We start from the raw sequence: 23,072 nt of genomic DNA, 5'->3' as shown, positions 1-23,072 counted from the left end.
CCTCATCCTTTCGATTTTACTAGTAAATACAAAAAATACGGAATGCCTACAAGGGACACAACAATTCCAACTGAAAGCTCTACAGGTGAAAATACTGTTTTCGCAATATAATCTGAAAACACGAGTAAAATAGCGCCTATAAAAAGACTTACCGGCATCATATATCTGTGATGAATTCCAACGAGCTGACGAGCGATATGTGGTGCCATTAATCCAATAAAACCAATACTCCCGGAAACGGATACACAGGCACTGACAAGACCAACACTCGCTAGCAATAATTTGATTTTTTCCTTTTCAAGAGAAATGCCCAAACTTGTAATCGTTTCTTCTTCCAGTTGAAAATAATCGAGTAAATAGGACTTTCTATAAATATAGATCCCTAATATTAATAGCCATGGCAGCATCGCACATACAAAATACCAGTTGGAATTATAGATCGAGCCATTCATCCATATGGCAGCCGCCTGATAATCCCCTTCATCCATTTTTAATGACCATAAAAGCGTGATTGCACTAAAACCCGTATTTATCGCAATACCTGTCAGTATTAGCTTTTGCATATCCATACGACCTTGCTTATACGAAATGGCTAGTATGATAGCAGCTGCAATGGCCCCTCCTACAAAACCAAATAACGGTACAATCAATATTTTTAGAATACTATTTATTTCAACGTTTATTAGCTCCACCTGGAAAAAGAACATAAAAATAACAATTGCACAGCCCGCCCCTGCATTGATACCAATAATTCCAGGATCAGCAAGTGCATTTTTCGTAATACCCTGTAGTACGACGCCAGCCATTGCAAGCCCCATTCCAACGAGAGCTGCCGTTATAATTCTAGGCAATCGGAAGTCAAATATAACTAAATCAAATTGCTCTGTCGACTCTATACGCAGCAACGTTTTCAAAACTTCGGGTGTTGTCATTGCAAAAGCCCCGCTCATTAAATGAATATACATAGCCCCAAAAAGGAGGAACGTAAATGCACCTATCATAAGTAACCATTTTGATTTTTTAAGCTGCATATTTTTCACCGCCTTTTCGACGAATCAAATATAAAAAGAATGGAACGCCAATGATTGCAGTAATAACTCCAATCGGTGTTTCATAAGGAAAATTTATGTAACGGCTTAGTAAATCACATGCTGCTAAGAAGAATGCACCCATCATCGCAGAACATGGAATGATGATTCGATAATCTACCCCCATTAACATCCGTACAATATGTGGGACGACTAACCCAACAAATGCAATTTTCCCGACAAGAGCTACTGCGGTACCAGTTAAAATGGCAACAGCTAGCATACTTAATACTTTTACACTACGCGTATTTTGTCCTAAGCTCACTGCCACATCTTCCCCAAGTGCTGTAATTGTAACAGCACGAGCTAATGATATCGCTAATATAAGTCCAAATAATCCAATTGGTACACATAACAAAACTAAATCCATTTCAACCATATGTATTTTTGAGTTATACCACATTGTGACCGTTTGCGAGACTTGATGATACATGGCGATTGCCGTTCCAATACTACTAATAAACGTGCCAATAACCGTGCCGATAATAGCTAACCGTACCGGCGATAACCCATTTTTAATCATAGAGGCAAAACCAAAAACGAGAGCGCCACCAAACAAGGAACCAAGCATTGAAAGCAATACTAAATTAAAGCTTGAAAGTCCTGGTAAAAATACGAATGCCATCGTTATGAAAAAAGCAGAACCATCTGTTACCCCCATAATAGAAGGAGAAGCAAGAAAATTGCGAGTAACCCCCTGCATAAGCGCACCTGCTGCTGCCAAAAATGCTCCGACAAATAATACAGCAAGTGCTCGTGGAATGCGGCCTGACCAAATTATTTGGTGATCTATATTTTCTTTATCATAATGTAAAATTGCTTCAATAATTGTTTCAATTGGAATCGGTTTAGTACCCAATGAAATCGATATAGTGGTAACAAACAAAAGTAAAATAGGTATGAAAATTGAGAATAAAACTAATTTCCTATAAGTATGTTTCAAATTTAAAGCCCTCCTTTTAACGAATAAAAGAAAGAAGCTGTCCGTAAAATCATTCAGGACAGCAACTATTCAATGATACGTTGTTTTTTGAGACCATCAAAAAATAAAGATTATTTTAAGACAGTGTCATTAAAGGCTTTTAAGAAATTAATTTTTGACCAAGCTGTGCCACCCTGCGCCATAGCATCAATTAAATTGACATGGACATTATTCGTTTTAGCAGCAGTTGTACTGTTGAAGATTGGGTTGTCTAAAATCTCCTGTAACAATTCAGGTGTTTCTTTGTTTTCATCATCCGCAAATTGTAGGAAAATTATGTCCGGGCTCCACTCAGCCAGCGTTTCATATGTAATAACCGTTTGTGCTTCAATCGCATTTAATTCTTCTGGTACTGTAAAACCAAAATCCTCATAGATTGAAGGATTTAAATAGACACCAGCCGGGTAAACCGCCAAGCCACCACGTACGCGAATTATTATTACCTTTTTGTCCTTTAAATCGCTACTAGCAATCTTTTCTTGCGTATTCGCTAATGTTGCATCATAGTCCTCCAATGCTTTTTGCGCATCGGCTTCTTTCCCCGCTAATTGCCCAAACAATAGTAAATTTTCTTTCCAATCTGTAGAAATATGAGAATACGGGAATGTTGTCGCGATTTTATTATAATTTGTCATTTGCGCTTCATCCCATTTACTTGTCCCTAAAATTACATCTGGACTTAATGAAAGCATCGCCTCAGTATTCGGCTCTTTTTTGGAACCAACAACAGTCGATCCTACCAAATCGGCTTCCAAGTATTTAGGAATTGTCGTACCATCATTAGAAATGACGCCGGCTGGTTTAACACCAAGTACTGCTGCATCTTCCATTGCCTCTAAACTTGCTGCAATAATTGAATCAATTTTTGCAGGCACTTCGTAGTCGTTTCCTAAATACGATACTTTTTGTACATTTGCCTCATCAGTAACAGGTTTTTCATCTTTAGACACTTGTTCTGTAGTTGCTTCCGATTTAGCTGCGGATGAAGATTCCACCTCTTCGTCTGCATTACACGCAACTAGCATTAATGTAATTGCTGCAGCACTTATTAACGGCCAATATTTTTTCATAATCATTTCCTCCTCGTATCAATGATAACGATTATCATTATCGATTATTTACAAGTCTGATGTTATCAAACGTCTGTATGTACGTAAATGGAGTTTTTTACAATAGAAATGGACTTTTGCTTAATCACTAAAAAATTGTTTGCGGTAATTGGTCGGTGTTTGATCATATTGCTTTTTAAATACTCGACAAAAATAAAATGCATCTTGATAACCTACTAATTCAGCAATGTCCTTTATCGGTATGGATGTTGTTCGTAATAACTCTTTAGCATGCTTTAAACGGAATTCTGTTAAAAACTGAATCGGCGACATACCGGTTTGCTTATCGAATAAATAGGCTAATCTTCGACGATCACACCCCACTTCTTCTGCGATTTCTGCAATGGAAATCTGTGAGGTATAATGTTCAGTCATAAAGGTAATCGCCTGATCGACTACATTGTTGGACGTTTGCATTTTAGCGCAAACGACGATCAATTCTAACAGCTGCAAAAATAACGATTTGCATTTCAGCTTATTTATATCACCCGGTATTTTTTCGTAATGAATCAATTGTTGGACTAAATAATCCATTTTATTATGTTGACCTGTATCTATTTCAAAATGGCCTTTATGTATTGAATTTGTTCCGTTCATCGCTTCATAATGAATGACGGTATAACGCCACGGTTCCTGACTTGTAACCAAAATATCAATTTCCATTGTTGGTCCGGCGTGTAATATAACGCCTTTATGTAGCGCGTACACTTCTCCATTCAATGAAAAATCAGCACTCCCTGAGAGCGTAACTACCAGTCCATTTAAACGTGGTGCGGTATTTCGATTATGATCATGTTCATTCGCACCTAAGCTTGTAACAAATAAATCTACATATTGTATAGTAGTATTGGCGAAGTATTTAATTAATTCGTTCGTTTGAATTGTCATCGCATCCTTCTTTTTATAAACTTTCATATGCAAATGATAATCATTTTCAAATAGGGTACACTACATTGCTATGCCAATACAAGGTATTTTATAAAAAAAGAGAATAATTAACGATTCGTAAAGAAAAATTCGTAATTAAAATTCTGCATTCACACTTATTAAATCTCACTTTTCCTAATTGATTCTATTTTCAAAAATTGATATTGATAGTTTAAGGACAATGATTTATATTAATGATATTTTAATGGAATCGGGGTAAGTGGACGTGTTTTATATTATTCAATTTATTATAGGCGGTACTGTGATGCTGCTGGCATCATGGCTAAGTCGTTCAAATTTGCATTTTTTATCTGGAGTCATAACACTTTTGCCGATTTTGACATTATTTAATATGAGGCTACAAATGAAAAGTATGACAACTGAGACATTTCATATTGTTCAGCAAAATGCTATTTTTGGAGCTATAGGGATGGTTTTGTTTACCGCGCTCGTGTTTTATTTTTCGAGTTACTGGAAACCTGGCCAAGCTGTTCTTAGTGCGCTTTCAATCTATGTCATTTTTATGTTGATTGGCAAACCGGTTTTAGCATTTATACAAGCATAATAAAAAAAGCTGCATAGATTTTCTCTACGCAGCTTTTTGACTATAATATCTCTTCAATTTGTTCTATTGCAGTTGTTATTTCTATCTCATTATAGATGGAACAGCTAAATGTAAATAGATAGACAAGAATATGCATTAGCATTAATTGTCTTCTAAATGTTCTGTTATTCGGCAATATAATACACAAGCCGATAATTAATAGTAATGGGAAACTTATAGCAAGCATGCCTACCCCAATAAAGCCATCTCCATATAATACCGCTGAACCGAATGTAACGAGCCAAGTTAATATTGGTGTATGAAGTAATACCCAAACAATGGACCATGTAATTTTCGTAGTTTTTTTGGAGGCATTTTTCAATAAAAAATGCAAAATACTGAAGCTACCAATTGAAAAAAGCAGACAAATAAGCATCGTCTTTCCGCCGCGATTTAACCAATTGTCCTCAATCGTTGCTTCATCTAAATTTAACATATGAATTTCATTATTGACGATGAAATTCTTCACAAATCCATCCATCTGCTGTTCATCAACCGGTGCTGCCTCACTATAGCCAATATGATAAATTAGACCATTATAATAGCTGTAGTATTCATTTGCTGAACCAGCCATCACATTTATAGCATCATTTTTTTTATTATAAAAGTAATGCCTATATACGAGTCCGGAACCATTATTTATCTTCTGTTTTACTATCGCTGTAGATCCGTTTATTCGTTCTATCTTCATTGGATTGCCAGCTGCATCGACTAAGTTATCCTCAAGTTCTTCTACATTTAAAGGGTTAATCCTTGATGGAGCAATTGAAATATTAAAAAAATGATCATCCGACTTAAAATGAAACTGCAGTTCTGTAAAATAGCCATCATTTACTGCAATGACCGTTCCGTTTTCCCAATTAAATGGCTTCGGTAAATACGGAAAAGTGACACCACTTCTATTCAGAAAATGAGTTAATGAAACTTCCCTATAATAGCGTAATGTTCGGATATGCTGCATATCACGCTCCTTGAAGTTTTCGCTGTAAGCAACACCAGCCCCATCGATTTCATGGAATATATTTAAAAGTGTTGATGATTCTGTTGCATTTGTATTTTGGCGATTTTGTTCAGGATTCAATTGATTCACTACAAAAAATAGAATGGCTATACTAATAAGAGCTGTAATTAAAGTAATATGAACAAATCGTTTCGGCTTTCTTTGCTGAATTTTCGTTTGTACGGCTTGTTGAATTTTCTTTTCATGAAGTGTCGTATTTTTCAACTCTTTCAGTTTATAACGTGTCATTTTTTAGCACCTCCCATTCGATTGACTGTAATTTATCCTTCAATAAATCCCTGCCCTTTACAAGTCTCGATTTAGCAGTGTTTTCATTTGAATTTAAAATTTCTGCAAGCTCTTTTATCGAATAGCCTTCCAAATAATAATAGGCTACTACTTCACGCTGCTTTAACGGTAAGCTTAATACGGCCTCACTAATGAGTTGCTCCTCGTCCTGTATGACTAATGCATCACGTTGCTTGTGAGAAGATGTATGAAGCCATTTTTCCTGCATAATGATTGTTCGATAGTGCCAACTTTTTAAATAGTCTTTTGATTTATTTGTTGTCATCGTAATCAAATACCGTTCTACTGAAGTTGAATCGAGTTCAATATTTCTTTCATAAAATTTAATGAAAACATCTTGAACAATATCTTCGGCCGTATGTAAGTTTTTAGAATAATAGTAGGCAATACGAAAAAGCCTTGCTGTATGTTGTTGCATTAATAAATTAAGTTGCTGCTCATCCACCCATTTCACTCCCTTCTACTACAATAACGATTATAACTAGCGCTTAGTTGAAAATTAAGAAAAAAAACACGGAGTATTTACTTTCGTAAACGACTCCGTGCTGACTATATTATTGATAAAACGGTTTTACTTCATATCCGCTTTGCTCTAAATGATAGCGGATATTTTTGTCTACCAAAAAGTGACCTGCCCCAACTACTACAAAGAACGTACCTTGTTGTTTTTCCAGTACTTCTACAAGTTTGGCAGCCATTTGTTCGTCACGTTTACCGAATAGCATTTCGTTAAATTCCGAAGTATCTTCATTCATTTCTTTTAAGCTTTCTGCAAATTTTTCAATGTCGCCATTGACCCAGTTCGTAAACCAATCGGCCATGATCTTAACATCTTCATCTGTTTGCTCAGAAGGCTCTAAAATACTATCAAGTGCCTCTATTAAGGATTGTTCCTGTGATTCCTGAGACAAGCCATCAAACATATCGACTTGAGCATTCATCCCTTCCAACTCATAAATAGGCTTTTGCTGTAAATAAGCACTCAGTAAAAATTGGATATCTACTCCATGCATCGCCATTTCCTCTGGTGTTAAGCCAAAGACTCCATCTAACGATTGTGTTGAAAAATTACTGAAGATAAACCATGGTTTGTGTAATTCCAACTCTTCCATTGGCACTCCCAACTGTTGCGCTACCTTTTCCAGTTTCGCATACGTTTCTTCACTTACGACATCTTTAATTGTACGACCATCCGTAAACATCGCCTTTTCCATGTAATATTCTAAACCAGATGGGTCCAATGAGTTCACCTCAACAAATAAACCATCCGAATCATTAAAGGCATTTGTTAACTTTTTGTGCATTGGATGTAAATCTGGTGTACCTACATGAATCGAGCCCAATAAGTATACTTTTGTATCTTCATCCTCTACTACCCATGCAACACCTTTTGCACCTGCATTTGCCTGTTCAAAAGTATCTTGAATTAAACGTACGGCAAAAATTACAGCATGCTGAGTCGTTGCTTTAGCATCAAGCATTAATCCACTTTCAGAACCTTGCAATACTTTGCGCTCCTGCATATATTTAACCGCATCTTCTGATACATTCAAATCGTATTGTGCGACAATGTTATAAAGTTGGTTAATGATATCCCCACGTGTTTTGTCATTAGAGACTTTTAATGGGGTAAAGGCATCATTTTTCGCTAAATTTAAACCTGCAATTTTCTTTTCTGTTAATGTCATTAATGAATTTAAACGTTCAGTGGAAATGGTAGATCGAAAGCCATCATAATACCATTCAATTGGGAAAATGCCGAACTTTTCGCCATCATTTAATGTTTGGATTGCCCAATTACTAATATCGGGAATAACCTGCTCTGCTTTAACGACGGGCATAATTGTTGTAAGCATTAGAGTCGTTCCTAACGTTGTTGCAATAGCCGTTTTTGTAAACTTTCTCATGTAAACATCCTCCTAAAACGATAAAATCGCTTTTTCAAAATAAAAATATGAAAATAAAATTATATCTAACCGAATTATTGTAACATATATTTTTATAAATATTTCAATTGTTGGGAATTTTTATAATATTTATTTATTTATTTATTTATTCAAATAATCTTGGAATATTTTTTATACGTCCGATCTAATTTCAAAATCTGATTCACATTAAAAAGGCTGATTTGGATAAGATACTATTAAACACGCATAATTTTTTCATTAAAATACATCTTTTAAAATAATATTTTGATGATTATTTTTTAACATTCAGGGTAATTTAACTGTAGATAATCGAAAGGTGGTAAAAAAGATGAAAAAAATAGCTTTATTCCTAGCAATAGGTACCAGTGCATTCTTAGTAGCTTGTGGAGATAAAGAAGAAGCAACTAATTTACCGGACAATGCTCCAACAGAACAAAATACAATGGATCAGACAAGTAAAGTTACAGAAACAACGGACGCACCGTATAACTTTACTCACTTTGATTTGGATATTAAATATGCAGATAATAAAAGCTATGAAGTGGATTATGAAAATGAGGCATCCCGTGCTGAGGCATCCATCCATGATGAAGTAAATAATTCTAAAATTGAAGGAAATGAAGCTACAAATACATTAGTACCGATTTTTGAAAGCTTTACTTTTGATGCGAATACAGATTCAGATGCGGTCATTGATGAAGTTTTAGAAAAGTTCAATCAGCCTGACAGCTTCTTGGAAGTTGAAATTGAAATTAAGTATGCAGATGGCACGGTGAAAGAATACCATCGTACACAACAACCCCAATCATAAGTAACTGCAGCATAATTGTTTCAGTTCATGACAAAAGAGAGATTGCTTCCTTGCAATCTCTCTTTTTGAGGTATCCAGATAGACTTATTTTTCACACAAACTAAATCATCTTAGCAATTTGTAAAGTGCGGTGTAATACTTTCGCCATTTGGGATCGTGTTAATTTTCCATTTGGATCAAACTGGCCATTCTCTTTCCCTCCGAAAATGCCATATTCATATGCCAATGCGATATAGTAGCGCTCCGAAGAAGAAAGCTGTTTAAGATCCGTGAAAGGAATTTTACTTAAGTTTGGATCAGAAATTGTCACTCCTGCATGCTGCAGCATACGGATAGATAGTAGTGCAGCTTGTTTACGTGTCACCACTTGTTCAGCATTAAAATAATTTGAATTTTTATTGTCCAATATCCCTACCTCAAGTAGTGATTGGATAGATGCCTCAAACCATTTCCCATGAACATCTTGATAAGTAGAATCTTCATTAGCCTTTAAACCCATTGAGCGGGAAATCATTGCAGCATATTGCGCTAACGTAACATGAGCACTCGGTTTGAAATAGTTATTTTCAACTCCTGATACAATTTTACGTTTCGCTAGCTGCTCAATTTGATAGCGGTGACCGTCTCCCTGAATATCAAAGAACTTTGGATTATGCTCGGAAACGATATATTCTGCTGAATTTTTTGTCTTTAACACATGCTTGTTCGCCACTCTCGTATAGGGCGTTGCTTCAAATTCACCGTCATTACCTAAACGAAGTATTGTTGCTGATGCAGGGATATTTTTTACTTCAATATCAATATAGGATGAAAACTGTAAATTTTCGTTATCCATACTTGCTGAAAACAAAATGGACCCCCCTTTTACTTCATCAATACTCACCGCAACTACTCCATTATTGTAAGAAGCAGGTATTGCACTTCGAGGAATGGAAAGCGAAATGCTGTCAGAAACCGTTATTTTAGTTGGTGTATTCCACTTCATATCCGATACAGGAATTAACACTGAATACGAATTCTCTTTTTTTGAAACTTCAATCGACGTTGGATCTTCCTTTTGTCGATTATCTTCATAATAGTACGGGTCCCAACCAAACGCGATATTGCGCTGAGCTTCTTCTATATATAATAAATCTTCTAAATTTGTTACTAATCTTTGCTGCACTGTGTTTAAGGCATTATATTCCTTACGTACCGCTTCTACTTGCTGCTGTGTTGAGGAAGTGTTCAATTTCGATATGGCTGTCATTACCTTTTGCGCGATTGAACGATTGTAGGCAGGTGACTGTTGCTGTTCATACTCACGCATTTTTTCATTTGCAATCGGTGACAGTAAAGTACGGAAATCATAAGGCAATAAATTGTACGCTTGCATCGCGGATTGATAGTTCGATAGATAGTTCCAATCTTTTGTATTTAATTGTTCGAAGCTGAGTTGTACAGCCTCCATTTTTTTCAGGTTCTCTACATAATTTTGAAGTTGTATGTATAAATGGTTCGGTATAGCATTTTTCTGTGAATACGTTAATGAATTGTAATAACGATTCGCGTCTTCTATATCTCGAATAAATGTACTGTTTCTAGCTGAAATTGCATTCATTTTTCCAACAAATATATTCAAAATGTCTTGATGGTTTTCATATGTATCTAAATAATAAAATAATGTCGCCGCATTCCTTACTTGCGTCTGCTGGTAATACGTTAATGCATTGTAGGCATTTCGTGCTTCTTTTAAGTAGTAATCATATGTACTGCTTGCAGAATTAATCTGATCGATTAAGCTCTCTACGTTATATACTTGCCAATCATAGGAATTACTGCTATTTGCATAAGCAGGTGCATCCGTAATTACAATTGCAGCAGGAATGGAAAGAATGGAAAATAGTGCTGCTGATTTTTTATTAGTCATGAAAATCAACCTTTCTTAATTAAACTCGCATGTAAATTGTACCATGAAAAAGTAAGTTGATGTTAAATATTCTAAATAAGGGGTTCAACAAAACATGGGGTTGATTTTCTAATAAAACTTTCACTTGATAGATTGTTGGGCTACGGCAAGACAGCGCTAAAAACCGGTAATACGTGTTTTTATCATTGCATTGCTGCTTGTGAGGCACATTTCCCTCGTTATAAAATGATGGAACAAAAGTGCTGAAGCGTCCGACCAACGCCTTAGCAGATAGAAAGCGCCTTATTTTTGCAAAAAAAAAATAATTCGCCATCAGTTTTCAATAAGGGAAGATTTTACCGTTATTTTAATGTTGTTGCTCATTTTGGGATAAATAAGGGAACGTTTTACCGTTATTTTAAATAAAATCCCGAAATTTCATGTTTTTTAGGTCAATAACGGAAATTCCTTCCCTTATTTTCACTATTTTTTATGTTGTTTTCGAAATAACGGAAATTCCTTCCTCTATTTACCTGAACGGACGTGAGATTCAAAAACACTTGCTTCAACGCCTTTCCCCGTAGCGCAGCAGAACGGTTTTAATGAGAAAATCTTATTTTTTAAATTTTGTCATCCCGACTTATGGTGATGAACCAAATAAGGACTTAACAGGTGCACCAAAAAAACCGGAGCACTCAATTAAGAATACTCCGGTTACACTTCTATTATTTTGATTCGTTATAAGCGTTTAAAAACTCTTTAACTTTTGCGCTGTCAGCCTCTAGTTTTAATCCTGTGTCAATTAAAGGTGTAACTGTTGATACTGCTGGCTTTTTCTTGTCTTGATAGTAGCTGATGAACTCTGATTGATTAATTGAATATAGTACTGCTTTACGTAAGTCTGCTGATTTAGCAGTTTCACGGCCGCTTGTATTGAACAATAAATAAGATACGGCGTTACTGTCGGCAGTTTTCAATTGTAGGTTTTCATCGCCTTCTACTACGTCTGTTTTCGTTTCAGGCACTGATTGTAATACGTGAATTTCACCGTTACGCAATGCAGAAAGTGCACTATCATTATCTTGGATGAAACGAACGCTGATGTTTTCAATTTTCGGTTCGTTTTCAGTTCCTGCTTGATAAGCCGGGTTTTTCACGAATGTAGCTTCATAGTCATTTTTCTTCACTAAAATATATGGACCAGATGCAGCTAGATGGTTAGCGTAGCTGCCACCTTCCGTAATTGTCGATTGATCACCGTAAGCAATATCTGAGTTCGGGTCATAACTTGCTACATCAAATGTATTTACTGCTGTTACTGCAGCTTCCGATACGATACCGCCAGATTGGTGAGCTAAGTAATTTAATACTTGCGGGAAAGGATTTGGCGTTGTTAGTTTAACAACTTGGTACTTACCTGCTGCGTTGTCTACATCTTTTTCATCTGTTACAACTTCAGAAATAGTAGCTGGTAATTCATCCGATAATTCTTCTAAAATCGATTTACCATCAGCGGTTTTAACTGACTCCAATGAAGTAAGATCCGAAACGATTTCGACTGTATCGATATTTTCATGGATTGAATATGTGCGGTGATCCGGTACAGAATTTTCATCTTTTGCACGGTTTAGTGAGAATACAACATCTTCTGCCGATACTAAATCACCCGTATCAACCGCTTTCTCACCTTCTACTTTCGCGAAGTTAATGTCATCACGCAGTACGAAATAATACTCTTCGTTGTTTTCTGCAATTGCATGGTCATACGATAATGAACCTTCAGAAACGACATCATCTGTATCCGATAAATTTACTAAACGCACATACATATTCGTATTTAACGTGTTAATTGATCCGTCGTTTGCTTTTACTGGGTCAAGTGAAGTTAATGATGCAATTGCTTGGTGCAATACTAAAGTTTCAGAAGCATTTTTACCTTCATCATTAAACGAAATTGTTTCCCAAGCCTGGGCACGTGATTTTGGTAAACGCACTGTATCCGGGTTAACTTCTGTTTTATAAATTCCTTGGAACTTTTGAGAAATGTAAAGTGGTGCAATGTAAGCATTATCGAATACTAGTGCTTGTTCAAGCTCTTTATATTTTTCTTTCGCTTCATCACCTGTTAAAGTACTTGCTTCGTCGATTAATTTATCAACTGTTTTGTCTGCTGTGCGGCTGTAGTCGCCACCTGATTTAAATAGACCGCGCACTGCATAGTCAGGGTTCCCTGTAACTGTCGTCCAGCTTGAAATCGCAATGTCGAAGTTGCCTGCATCTTGTTGCGCTGTAAATGAACCGTAATCCGGTTGAATGTTCAGCTTTACATCAAAGCCGTTTTTCACTAATTGATCGCGTACGATGTTCATATCCTGCTCAGAAGAACCCATACCTAATAATTCAATAACTGGTTTCGTTCCAGTGCTTTCTGCCCCATCATTTTCTTTTACATCCGATTTTGTTTCTACACAACCTGTTAATGCTACTGCTGCTACTGTTGCTGTTGATGCTAATGTAAATAACTTTTTATTCATGAATAGTTCCTCCAAAAAATTAATTTGATTTCGGGTCTAGTGCGTCACGCAGTCCATCGCCAAAGAAGTTAAACGATAAAACAAGCAGCATGATGCACAGCCCAGGGAAAATCGCTAAATAAGAATGTGATTCCAAATAAGTGCTTCCTACTTTTAAAATATTGCCCCATTCCGGTATATGTGGCTCAATGCCGAGGCCAAGGAAGCTTAAACTACTTGTGGAAATTACCGCCCCCCCAATTGTTAAAGTCGCCTTTACAATCATTGGTGCTAAAGCATTTGGAACGATATGCCTGAAAATAATCGAGCGATCGTTTGCCCCTAATGCCCTGGCAGATTCCACAAATTCGTAGTTTGAGATTTGCATTACATTTGCACGCATCGTACGCGCATAAGTCGGAATCGCGCCAACACTTAACGCGATAATTAAGTTCGTCGTATTTGCTCCAAAAGCTGCGATAATGGCAATTGCCAGTAAAATACCCGGGATAGCATAGAGCACATCAAGTGCACGCATAATAATATTGTCTGTGTTTTTACCGTAATACCCTGAAATCGCACCAAGTGCCCCACCGATTAAAGCTGGAATAATCGTTGCACAAAAACCTACAATTAATGAAATCTGCGCACCAAACACAATACGTGAGAATAAATCTCGGCCAAAATTATCAGTACCTAATGGATATTCAAGGGTTGGTGTTTGCAATAACACAGCATAGTTGTTTTCAACTGCAAAGTCATAGTCAAATGTCCATGAGCTGACAACCGATAAACTGAACATAAATACGATGAAAAATAAACCGAACACTGCCATCGTATTACGCAATATTTTGTTCCACGTTTTTTGCCATTTCTCTACAGCAGACGGGTCCGTGTTACGTGCTTTCCGTATTAACGTAATTCCTAGAAGTAATGAAAAGAAATTACCTGTTAATGTTGGAATAAGTAATACGATCCCTAGAGGCAACATCCATTTTGGAGCCGTATCAACCGTTACATGTCTCGCTATTAAAATAGCTGTAACTAAATACAACGCCGCTAAAATGATGAATGTACCCATCGCGAGTATAAATGTGTCCACAACGTATGGCTTGAATATGTTTAAACCTGAAATCATTAAAATAAAGATTTGCGTTAGAAATGCATAGACGGCAAATGTGTATTCGGCCGTCTTATTTTTTGAAGCAAGCATAAAACCATAGCCCGCTGCAAAAACATTCCCAGCGAAAACTGTTAAAATAAGCGGAATGCCGAGCAATCGACTCCGTTTAGTCACTTCACGATGCTTCGCCAAATCCTTTTTTATAACTAGTGATGTGAGCCATACGTAAATGGTTGTTGCAGCATAGATTGCAAAGAACACCAATACAATCGGTCTCCAAACACCTTCTGAAAAGTTAAAACAATAAAGTAAAAACAGCAATGAAAAAATCGCAGAAAAAGCAATGGTAAACTGTGCATTTACATACTCTTGTGTTATTTTCAACAGCAGTTTTACATCTGATATAAATTTCACGTGTTACTCTCTCCTATGATTTTTTCATTTTTGAACGGATTCTTGGGTCAAAGAATGCGTATAAAATATCGATCAACATATTGACCACAGAAATCGTGATTGCAATATAGACAACCCCGCCTAAAATTGCCGGAATGTCGGGAATGAATTGTTTGTCGACAATATAGCTTCCAATCCCGCTAATATTAAATACTTTCTCTGTTACTGCAGCACCGCCAAGCATTCCGCCAAATAACAATCCGATTACTGTAATAATAGGAATCATTGCATTACGGATCGCATGTTTCGTAATGACTTTACGCTCACTTAACCCTTTTGCTTTTGCAGTAATAATGTAATCCTCATGAATGACTTCCAACATGCTTGAACGTGTCATACGCGCGATCGATGCGGTAATCGATGTTCCGAGTACAATAATCGGCAAAACAATCGACATCCAATTGTTCGGGTTGTACGTTGCCGGGAACCATTTTAATTCTAATGAGAACGTTAAAATAAATATTAATCCTTGCCAAAAGCTTGGAATAGATAAACCGATTAACGCTACAAACATGAATACGTAGTCAATAAATGAGTTCGGTCTTACTGCAGAAATAATCCCTACAGGAATCGCAATGGCAATCGCCATCAAGAGTGAAAACATTGCAATTTCCAAGGTAACGGGGAATTTATTTAAAATACTTTGTGTGACATCTTCCTTCCCTGCGAAAGAAGTTCCTAAATCAAAAGTAAAAAGCCCGGATAATGAATGCCAAAGCTGTACTAAATACGGCTGATCCAACCCGTAAAGCTTATTAAAGTTTTCGATTTGTGCAGGTGTTGCTTCTACCCCTAGTAAATTCCGCGCCGGGTCAAATGGTGAAATGTACAAAATTGTAAATACAAGTGTTGCCACCCCAATAATGACAAACACGCTTTGCAATAAGCGTTCAAATATAAAACGAATAAAAGGATTACTCGTAATAAGTAGTAGAGCGTACATAAAAATACCTGGAATTATAGTAATCAGTAAAAATAGTGGTTGTTTTAGAAGATTACTGAAGTAATTTTTATAGGAGTTTTTCAGTATACCGGTAGTAGTAAGCGTTTTTTCTGCTTCCCGCTCTAATTTCATTTGCGCTAACTGCTTTGCTTTCACTGCAATTTCCTGCTCTATAATACTTTGTTTGAAAAACTGTGCTTTCGTTCTTTCTTCTGCTTCATATTGCTGCTGCCATTGTATGACTTTGCCGCTGTCCATTATCTGCTGTTTCACATTCATTGCATTTTCAGCATACGTTGATTTAGAACGATTCACCATATAGATTGGAAAGGTGATAATGTGAACAAGCAGGCCGAGCAATACATAGGTAAAATAATAGCTTTTCCTAGAAGCATTTTTTTGAAAGCTTTCAAAAAACAATTGCTGCATGGAACTTAAAGCTCCTTTCTAACTTATAATCTTTCGACTCAATAAATGAAGAGAGTCGTATAAACTTTAAATATTGTATAATTCCTACCTGTATAGTAATGTATTATGTAGAACGAAAATCGATAAGTCAACAATATTATTTAATTTTATAAAGGATGAACATTTATGAGTGAGAAGTTGCTTGAAGTAAAAAATTTACGGGTTTCTTTTATTACTGGTGAACAAGAATTCGAAGCAGTAAAAGGCGTAAGTTTTCATGTAAATAAAGGAGAAACAGTTGGTATTGTAGGGGAATCCGGTAGTGGCAAAAGTGTTACTGCTCGTTCCATTATGCGCCTGCTTCCGTCTCCCCCTTCTTTTTTGAAAGACGGCATAATCCAATTTCAAGGAAAAAACCTAGTTACCCAATCTGAAAAAGAAATGGAATCTATCCGCGGAAAAGATATTAGTATGATTTTTCAGGATCCGATGACATCAACCAATCCGACTATCCGTATTGGTGACCAGATTGCAGAAGGAATTATTAAGCATCAAGGTGCTTCAAAAAAGGATGCATCTGCAAAAACAATTGAATTATTGAAGCTTGTCGGCATTAAGAACAGTGAAGAGCGCTATAATCAATACCCACATGAATTTAGTGGTGGAATGCGTCAACGGGTAATGATTGCCATGGCTTTAGCGTGTAACCCTTCCCTTTTAATTGCAGACGAACCGACAACAGCACTCGATGTAACAATTCAAGCACAAATTCTTTCTTTAATGAAAAATATGCAAGAACGATTTGGTACATCCATTATATTAATCACGCATGATTTAGGTGTTGTGGCGGGTATGTGCGATCGTGTTGTTGTTATGAAGGAAGGAGAAGTAGTTGAGCATGGTAAGACGGAAGAAATTTTCTCCAATCCAAAGCATCCTTATACTAAGCGATTATTAAATGCACTGCCAAAGCTCCATGAAAAGAAAGAACCAAAAGTAATGCCTAATTTATCGTCAGATCTGGATGTGAATGTTCCTTTAGTGGAAGTGAAAAACATTTCAAAGCATTTTGAATTAGCTAAAGGCAATGTATTAAAAGCAGTGGATGATTTATCCTTCTATATATATCCTGGGGAAACACTTGGGCTAGTCGGTGAATCAGGGTCCGGTAAATCTACAACAGGACGGACATTATTACAATTACATGAACCGACTGATGGAGAGGTACTTTATAAAGGTGTACCTGTTACCCGTCTTTCGAAAAACGAGTTGAAAAGCATGCGCCGTTATATGCAGATGATTTTCCAGGATCCTTATTCAAGCTTAAATCCACGGAAAAAGGTTTTGGATATTATTGGAGAAGCGCTTGATGTGCATAAACTATCCCCTTCTAAAGAAGCTCGCCGTAATCGAGTTGAAGAGCTATTAGAACTTGTCGGTCTGAATAAAGAGCATGCACTTCGTTACCCACATGAATTCAGCGGTGGTCAGCGCCAACGAATCGGAATTGCCCGTGCACTTGCAGTAGAACCACAATTTATTGTCTGCGATGAGCCACTTTCAGCATTGGATGTTTCGATTCAAAAGCAAGTAGTGGATTTATTAAAAGACTTGCAGCAGCGACTTGGATTAACCTATTTATTCATCGCTCATGATTTATCTATGGTAAAGCATATTAGTGATCGAGTAGCTGTTATGTATGGCGGGAAAATTGTCGAATTAGCAGAAAGTGAAGAGCTTTATGCTAATCCTCTGCATCCGTATACGAAAATGCTGCTTGATTCCATTCCAATACCTGATCCTGCGATTGAAAAACTGAAAAAGCGCAAAGTAATGACTGAAGAGGAGCTTATTGCAAATCGCTTTGATGTGGAAAATACAGAGCTTGTTGAAGTATCAAAGGGACATTGGGTTGCGATTTAATAAGTAAGAACGAAAAAGATCAATTTTTCTCACATTGAAAAAATTGATCTTTTTTACTTTTATTAAGAAATAGTTTGCGCTATGGGGATTTATTTTTATTGAATGGATCCTGTACTTTTCAGACCAGGAGTTACAGTTACATTTACTTTTGCATTTTTATAGGCTTTCATCCATTCCGTTTCGCTCATACGCCTGTTATGAAGAACCCTGCCTTTATAGTCAATTCCAAAGCCAAGCGGATCATAGCCGAGTTCCATCATCTCTTTAATAAACGCTGTAATTTTTTCCTCTGTTTCACGTTTAAGCTGTTTGTTATACTTTGGCAAATCTATATTTTTTAACGGCTTCTTTGATTCTGAAATTGAGCCTTTTAAGCTAGCTTTTATATCAAGCTCTATATTTGATTCATCTTTTATGATGACTTTGTAATTGGATCGAATTGTATCAATATTCGCTATAAATGAATCGCCATCTTCTTCTATTTTTAATTCCGCATTTTTTGATTTTTTTGTTAGCAAATTATAGATGGAGGTGTTTAGAGTTTCAAGTTCATGTGGCTCTTTTTTATTTGCTAATAAGAATGACTTATTAATTTTGAAATGTTCATCTTCTTTAACTATTTCGATAATTGGTATAACTGTATCTATTCCTTTTTCCTTCATGTTTCGTCTAAATTCAAATAAATACGTCGTCACGATAAATGGACTAGTCGTTCCATTTTCATCAAAATAGTTAAATAGCTCCGGATAGGCAGCGGTTTCCCCTTGTGGAATCAGTTTTATAATTTCTTCAGCAGATGGTCGTCCTATGCTGATCCAGGAAATCATTTGAATGTCCGGTCTTCTTAATAAAAAATCAATAATTTCCTCATTTTTATCCTCTTTTAATAAATCTTCTCCAATGACAATAAGTTTAGAATGCCCAAATTCAAGCTCCTTATCGGAATACGATTCCAATATACGAATGGCTTCTGACAATGTTTCACCCGTTTGTGTTAAATAAGAGTACTCCGGGGCAGTCGCTTCTTTAAACGAGCTTGTTGGTTCATATAGCTTTAACGTTATTTTATAAGGTTTGTCCTCTTCATCTGATTTATCAATCGCAATCATTGCAATAAAAACCGTTTTATCGATATCTTTAAATTCGCAACCTGCTATGAAAATGCTGCAAATTAATAACAAAATGAGAGCCTTCATTTTAATATTAAGATTTTGCATATTTCATTCTCCTTTTTATAAAAACAAACACTAGGACCATTAAAGGAAATACAAACACTAAAATGCTATAAAAAATACTTGTATAACGAAATAACTGGTACTCATTTAGTTCATTCACTAAATACAGTGTAATGGCTATGAAAAAAGGAATTGGTATAAATTTTCCGATGCTATTTCCTTTGAATTTTATATTTTCAAACTTAAAAATAAATCTTAAAAATTCCATCGAAGCATGCCAATGAATGAGAATACTTATAAATGCAATCCCTAAGTAAAATAACAGGAAAATGAACAGTACTCGCTCTATTACAAAAAAGTCCATTCTTAAGGAGTCTGTAGTAGAAATCCACGGGTACACAAGCTGATTAATATCTTCAAAACCATTAAATCCAATTGGTATAAAATATGTTGTAAATAATGTTGCGCCGGCTATGCATGTGATGAGACTAATTTGTTTCCAACCAAACGTTTGTTTTTCAGTAAAGTATCGATTAAATATAAACAAATTTGCAACGCCTAAAAATAAAAAAAAGCATGAAGAAAATGAATGCCAGTTTGGAATTTTGTTAATATATAAAGCAGCTTCTCTTACAAAATCCCATTCCAAATTAGGACTAGTATACGCTTTATAAAAGATGAACAGGATTAATGGGCTTGTAATTAACAGTATAATTTCCGTTGTAAATAATACACGTTGTGTTTTCATTAAACATCCAAAAATAACGGAAAGGATTATCGTTAAGCTAATTTGCATAATAGGCATTTCTGGACTCAAGTAACGAATTAACAGAAATGTAAAGGTGATTAATGTGATGAGCCCCGCAACAAACCATAAAATAGCGAGTGAAAATACAAACGGTAAATAAAACCATTTAGGTGTCGTTTTCTGTAAAAGCTCAGGTAAAGTCATACCCGGATAGGAATTAAAAAAGCGAGTATAAATTGTAACTAGAATCACACCTGCTATTATTCCCATTATCATAGAAGAAACCGTACCTTCTTTATGGTAATGTAAAAGAATAGCGGGAACTGAAGCGATAATATTTGCAACCATATTAATTAAAATTAAATAATAATAAAACCGGTTCATGATTCCTCACCTGATTTCATCTTATTTTTTTTTTCTATACTAAGTTTTAAATAAGGTTCCCCAAAGCTATTAATGCTTACTAAGTACATAACTAAAGCGTACAGCCCCAGTGTTAAACCAGCTAAGCCGAATATTGTTGTAACTAATATAAAAAATAGACGTAGCACACGAATAGAAAAGGCCATTTCATTTATCGGAATAACAAAAGTGGAAATGGCAACAGCAGATACGATTATAACCATTACATTTGATGCCAGGGAAGCCTCTGTCACAGCAGTTCCTAATATTAATCCACCTACTGTAGTAGCAGTTGCACTGACAGCTTTAGGGAGTCGAATACTTGCTTCTAGAAGCATTTCCATAAAGAAAAGCATAAATAGTACTTCTATAAATGAAGAAAAAGGAACACCAATGCGACTTCCGGCGATTGTTAATGCTAACTCTGTACGAAATACTTCCGGTGCATATGAGGTAATTCCAATATATAAACTCGGCAGGAGAATACTTATAAACAATCCTGTATAGCGGAGGAATTTCAGAAAAAAAGATATAAAAAATGTGTGGTAATTATCTTCCATAGTTGTCATGAAATCAAAAAAGAAAACGGGTGCAATAAGCGCCTGAGGATTTCCGTCTAGTAGTAAAACAACTTTTCCACCTGAAAGATTGTATGCGATACGGTCTGGTCTTTCAGTCATAATCATTTGAGGAAATAAGGAAAATCTCTGATTGTTTATATAATTATTTAACTGAGTTGTCGAAGTAATGATCTTGCGGTCAACAGTTTGAAGCCTTTCTTCAATTAGCTTCAATGCATTTTTATTTACATGTTCTTTATCATAAATGATCGCCAATTTTTGCTGGTTTACTTCGCCCATTACAACATAATCAACGAATAAGGTAGGCTGATGATAATTCGATCGAATCATATTTATACTCATTGTCAGATTTTCACTTAACGCTATTTGTGAACCATGTGTGGTCATTTCTACAGAGGTTGTATTTATTTGATCATTCGTAGAAAACTTTAAATCGAGTAATAGAGTTTCATTTTGAATAACGATTATTACATTACCGCTCATTACATCCTGTTTAAGCTGTTCTTTTGATTTGCTTTCTTGAAATTGCGGCAATGCCCGAATATACCGTACAAATTTAGTTTCGGAGGTCATTTCAAAAAAAGGCTTAATAATAATTTTTTGAAGTAATTCCAAATTAATAAGGGACTTAATATAATGTATTTCTGCTTTTTTTCCCTCATCTTCTAGCGTCTTCTTCGTTAGTTCGTTTGTATCCTTGAATTGTTCAATTGACTTAATATTTTTTTCAGAAGACATCGTAATTCTCCTATTCTTAAATAACTTCATTTCAGTATGTCCAATTCTAGGAATATTAATCATGTAAGGTTAATTTTGGTCAATAAAAAAACCATTCTCAAGTGATGAGAATGGTTTTACGCTATTAATCATTATTGATTTGCTTTAGTAAACGGTAAGCATTAATATTAATAGATTTTACAGGACTAATGCCTTCCATTATTTCAACTACATCTCGTAATAATGGCATCAAGTTTTCCTCAATGAATTCTTTTTTTACCGCATCTGTCACTTCGATTTCCAGTTTGTCCATACGATTAAGTAATTCATCACACATGATATGTAGTACTTCCTCTTCACGGTATGTAGACGTGTCATTTAAAATTAACTTGGCGCGTAAATCCAAATATTTATACCAGTAATCCCGCAAATCCAATTGCTGCTTAGTTTTATATTCCTGACGCTTAGAACGATTCGGGTCGAGGTTTTTCGTTATCGTTAACAGTCTTTCCATTTTATATTCGATCGTGGATTGACTTTCTTTTTTTAGCTTTAATTTAGCTTCCAATGCTTTTTGCAGCTGCTTTTCTTGTTTATACTTTTTAAACTTCTTGAAGCCAAAATACAGGACAATCGCCCCTACGAAAACCATCCAATTACTCATTAAAAGTAATATTACAAAAATTATTCCGAACCAACTCCAAAATTTCTTCACCAGCTACTACACTCCTAATACTTAAACATTATACCAGAATTATAGCATCGGCAAATTTCTGCAACAACCGGTAAAATAAGACAAAGCCTGTTACGAAAGGTGTTGACCCTTCATAACAGACTTGTTTTTTAATATGCTATACGCTTTTTCTCATATGCCGCTATTTGATCTTCATACTGGAATGTCAACGAAATTTCATCCCAGCCATTTAACAGCATTTGCTTATAATAATGGTCAATCGTAAATGAATACGTTTTGCCATAACCTGTAGTAACTGTTTGTTGCTCCAGGTTCACTTCAATGGCCTGTGCTTTTTCTAAGCCTTTTTCCAATAGTTCATCACATTCAGCTTCTGTTAATTTAATCGGTAAAATACCGTTTTTAAAGCAGTTATTATGGAAAATATCTGCAAAGCTCGGTGCTATGACTACGCGGAAGCCGTAATCAAGAATGGCCCATGGTGCATGTTCGCGTGAAGAACCGCAGCCGAAGTTATCCTGTGCGACTAAAATTTCAGCACTATTATATTCAGGCTTGTTTAATACGAAATCCTCATTTGGCTTGCCGTCCTTATCAAAACGCCAGTGATAAAATACGTATTGTCCGAACCCTGTACGCTCAATACGCTTTAAAAACTCTTTTGAAATAATTTGGTCAGTATCGACATTTTTACGGTCTAGTGGTGCATAAATGCTGTTGACGATATTAATCGGTTCCATACTAAT

General features: G+C 35.8%; 19 protein-coding genes. 3 read left to right on the top strand and 16 right to left on the bottom strand.

Annotated features, from left to right (window positions below):
- Positions 1-2 precede the first annotated feature (2 nt).
- The 4 genes from SNE38_RS08360 to SNE38_RS08345 form a co-directional block, all read right to left on the bottom strand.
- The gene (locus tag SNE38_RS08360; protein WP_191704540.1) at positions 3-1,031 is read right to left on the bottom strand and encodes a FecCD family ABC transporter permease; all 1,029 of its coding nucleotides are present in this window, start codon (positions 1,029-1,031) and stop codon (positions 3-5) included.
- Positions 1,021-2,031: a FecCD family ABC transporter permease gene (locus tag SNE38_RS08355; RefSeq protein ID WP_336046320.1), complete on the bottom strand. Its 1,011-nt coding sequence runs from the start codon at positions 2,029-2,031 to the stop codon at positions 1,021-1,023. Before SNE38_RS08355 ends, SNE38_RS08360 begins: the two co-directional genes overlap by 11 nt.
- Positions 2,032-2,141: 110 nt before the next feature.
- A complete protein-coding gene (locus SNE38_RS08350) occupies positions 2,142-3,140 on the bottom strand; it encodes an ABC transporter substrate-binding protein (protein ID WP_336046319.1) in 999 nt (332 codons plus the stop codon).
- 120 nt (positions 3,141-3,260) lie between these two features.
- The gene (locus tag SNE38_RS08345; protein WP_336046318.1) at positions 3,261-4,094 is read right to left on the bottom strand and encodes an AraC family transcriptional regulator; all 834 of its coding nucleotides are present in this window, start codon (positions 4,092-4,094) and stop codon (positions 3,261-3,263) included.
- A 238-nt stretch (positions 4,095-4,332) separates the two neighbouring features.
- Between SNE38_RS08345 and SNE38_RS08340 the strand changes: the two genes are divergently transcribed.
- Positions 4,333-4,671: a GlpM family protein gene (locus SNE38_RS08340; RefSeq protein ID WP_191704536.1), complete on the top strand. Its 339-nt coding sequence runs from the start codon at positions 4,333-4,335 to the stop codon at positions 4,669-4,671.
- A gap of 40 nt (positions 4,672-4,711) precedes the next feature.
- Here SNE38_RS08340 and SNE38_RS08335 read toward each other — a convergent pair whose 3' ends face one another.
- The 3 genes from SNE38_RS08335 to SNE38_RS08325 all read right to left on the bottom strand — a co-directional run bounded on the left by SNE38_RS08335 (position 4,712) and on the right by SNE38_RS08325 (position 7,926).
- The gene (locus SNE38_RS08335; RefSeq protein WP_336046317.1) at positions 4,712-5,959 is read right to left on the bottom strand and encodes a hypothetical protein; all 1,248 of its coding nucleotides are present in this window, start codon (positions 5,957-5,959) and stop codon (positions 4,712-4,714) included.
- On the bottom strand, positions 5,946-6,464 hold the full coding sequence (locus SNE38_RS08330) for an RNA polymerase sigma factor (protein ID WP_336046316.1): 519 nt from the start codon (positions 6,462-6,464) through the stop codon (positions 5,946-5,948). The genes SNE38_RS08335 and SNE38_RS08330 overlap by 14 nt, the downstream gene beginning before the upstream one ends.
- 109 nt (positions 6,465-6,573) lie before the next feature.
- Positions 6,574-7,926 (bottom strand): TraB/GumN family protein, encoded by a 1,353-nt coding sequence (locus SNE38_RS08325; protein ID WP_191704534.1) that lies wholly within the window; start codon positions 7,924-7,926, stop codon positions 6,574-6,576.
- A 349-nt stretch (positions 7,927-8,275) separates the two neighbouring features.
- Between SNE38_RS08325 and SNE38_RS08320 the strand changes: the two genes are divergently transcribed.
- The gene (locus SNE38_RS08320) at positions 8,276-8,758 is read left to right on the top strand and encodes a YusW family protein (protein WP_191704533.1); all 483 of its coding nucleotides are present in this window, start codon (positions 8,276-8,278) and stop codon (positions 8,756-8,758) included.
- A 100-nt stretch (positions 8,759-8,858) separates the two neighbouring features.
- Here the strand turns inward: SNE38_RS08320 and SNE38_RS08315 are convergent, their stop codons facing one another.
- From SNE38_RS08315 to SNE38_RS08300, 4 genes are all read right to left on the bottom strand, one after another.
- Positions 8,859-10,667 (bottom strand): S-layer homology domain-containing protein, encoded by a 1,809-nt coding sequence (locus tag SNE38_RS08315; protein WP_191704532.1) that lies wholly within the window; start codon positions 10,665-10,667, stop codon positions 8,859-8,861.
- A gap of 704 nt (positions 10,668-11,371) precedes the next feature.
- Positions 11,372-13,180, bottom strand: a complete 1,809-nt coding sequence (locus tag SNE38_RS08310) for an ABC transporter substrate-binding protein (RefSeq protein ID WP_336046315.1) — start codon at positions 13,178-13,180, stop codon at positions 11,372-11,374.
- Between the two features lie 19 nt (positions 13,181-13,199).
- On the bottom strand, positions 13,200-14,696 hold the full coding sequence (locus tag SNE38_RS08305; protein ID WP_191704530.1) for an ABC transporter permease: 1,497 nt from the start codon (positions 14,694-14,696) through the stop codon (positions 13,200-13,202).
- 13 nt (positions 14,697-14,709) lie between these two features.
- Positions 14,710-16,107 carry an ABC transporter permease gene (locus SNE38_RS08300; RefSeq protein ID WP_336046314.1) on the bottom strand — a complete coding sequence of 466 codons (1,398 nt, stop codon included), beginning with the start codon at positions 16,105-16,107 and terminating at the stop codon, positions 14,710-14,712.
- A gap of 165 nt (positions 16,108-16,272) precedes the next feature.
- On the opposite strand from SNE38_RS08300, the gene SNE38_RS08295 reads away from it, so the two are divergent.
- Entirely contained in the window at positions 16,273-18,009 is a 1,737-nt protein-coding gene (locus SNE38_RS08295; protein WP_336046313.1) for an ABC transporter ATP-binding protein, read from the top strand.
- Positions 18,010-18,104: 95 nt separating this feature from the next.
- On the opposite strand, the gene SNE38_RS08290 is transcribed toward SNE38_RS08295, so the two are convergent.
- The 5 genes from SNE38_RS08290 to leuD form a co-directional block, all read right to left on the bottom strand.
- The gene (locus SNE38_RS08290) at positions 18,105-19,226 is read right to left on the bottom strand and encodes a Ger(x)C family spore germination protein (protein WP_336046312.1); all 1,122 of its coding nucleotides are present in this window, start codon (positions 19,224-19,226) and stop codon (positions 18,105-18,107) included.
- On the bottom strand, positions 19,213-20,316 hold the full coding sequence (locus SNE38_RS08285; protein WP_336046311.1) for a GerAB/ArcD/ProY family transporter: 1,104 nt from the start codon (positions 20,314-20,316) through the stop codon (positions 19,213-19,215). Before SNE38_RS08285 ends, SNE38_RS08290 begins: the two co-directional genes overlap by 14 nt.
- Entirely contained in the window at positions 20,313-21,653 is a 1,341-nt protein-coding gene (locus tag SNE38_RS08280; RefSeq protein WP_336046310.1) for a spore germination protein, read from the bottom strand. Before SNE38_RS08280 ends, SNE38_RS08285 begins: the two co-directional genes overlap by 4 nt.
- Before the next feature lie 124 nt (positions 21,654-21,777).
- Positions 21,778-22,347, bottom strand: coding sequence for an ABC transporter substrate-binding protein (locus SNE38_RS08275; RefSeq protein ID WP_336046309.1), 570 nt, complete (start codon positions 22,345-22,347; stop codon positions 21,778-21,780).
- A 128-nt stretch (positions 22,348-22,475) separates the two neighbouring features.
- On the bottom strand, positions 22,476-23,066 hold the full coding sequence (gene leuD, locus SNE38_RS08270) for a 3-isopropylmalate dehydratase small subunit (protein ID WP_336046308.1): 591 nt from the start codon (positions 23,064-23,066) through the stop codon (positions 22,476-22,478).
- Between the last annotated feature and the right edge of the window lie 6 nt (positions 23,067-23,072).

Origin of the sequence: Solibacillus ferritrahens, from assembly GCF_037027585.1 — a bacterium.
GTDB lineage: Bacteria > Bacillota > Bacilli > Bacillales_A > Planococcaceae > Solibacillus > Solibacillus ferritrahens.
This window is presented reverse-complemented; position numbering and strand designations above follow the sequence as displayed.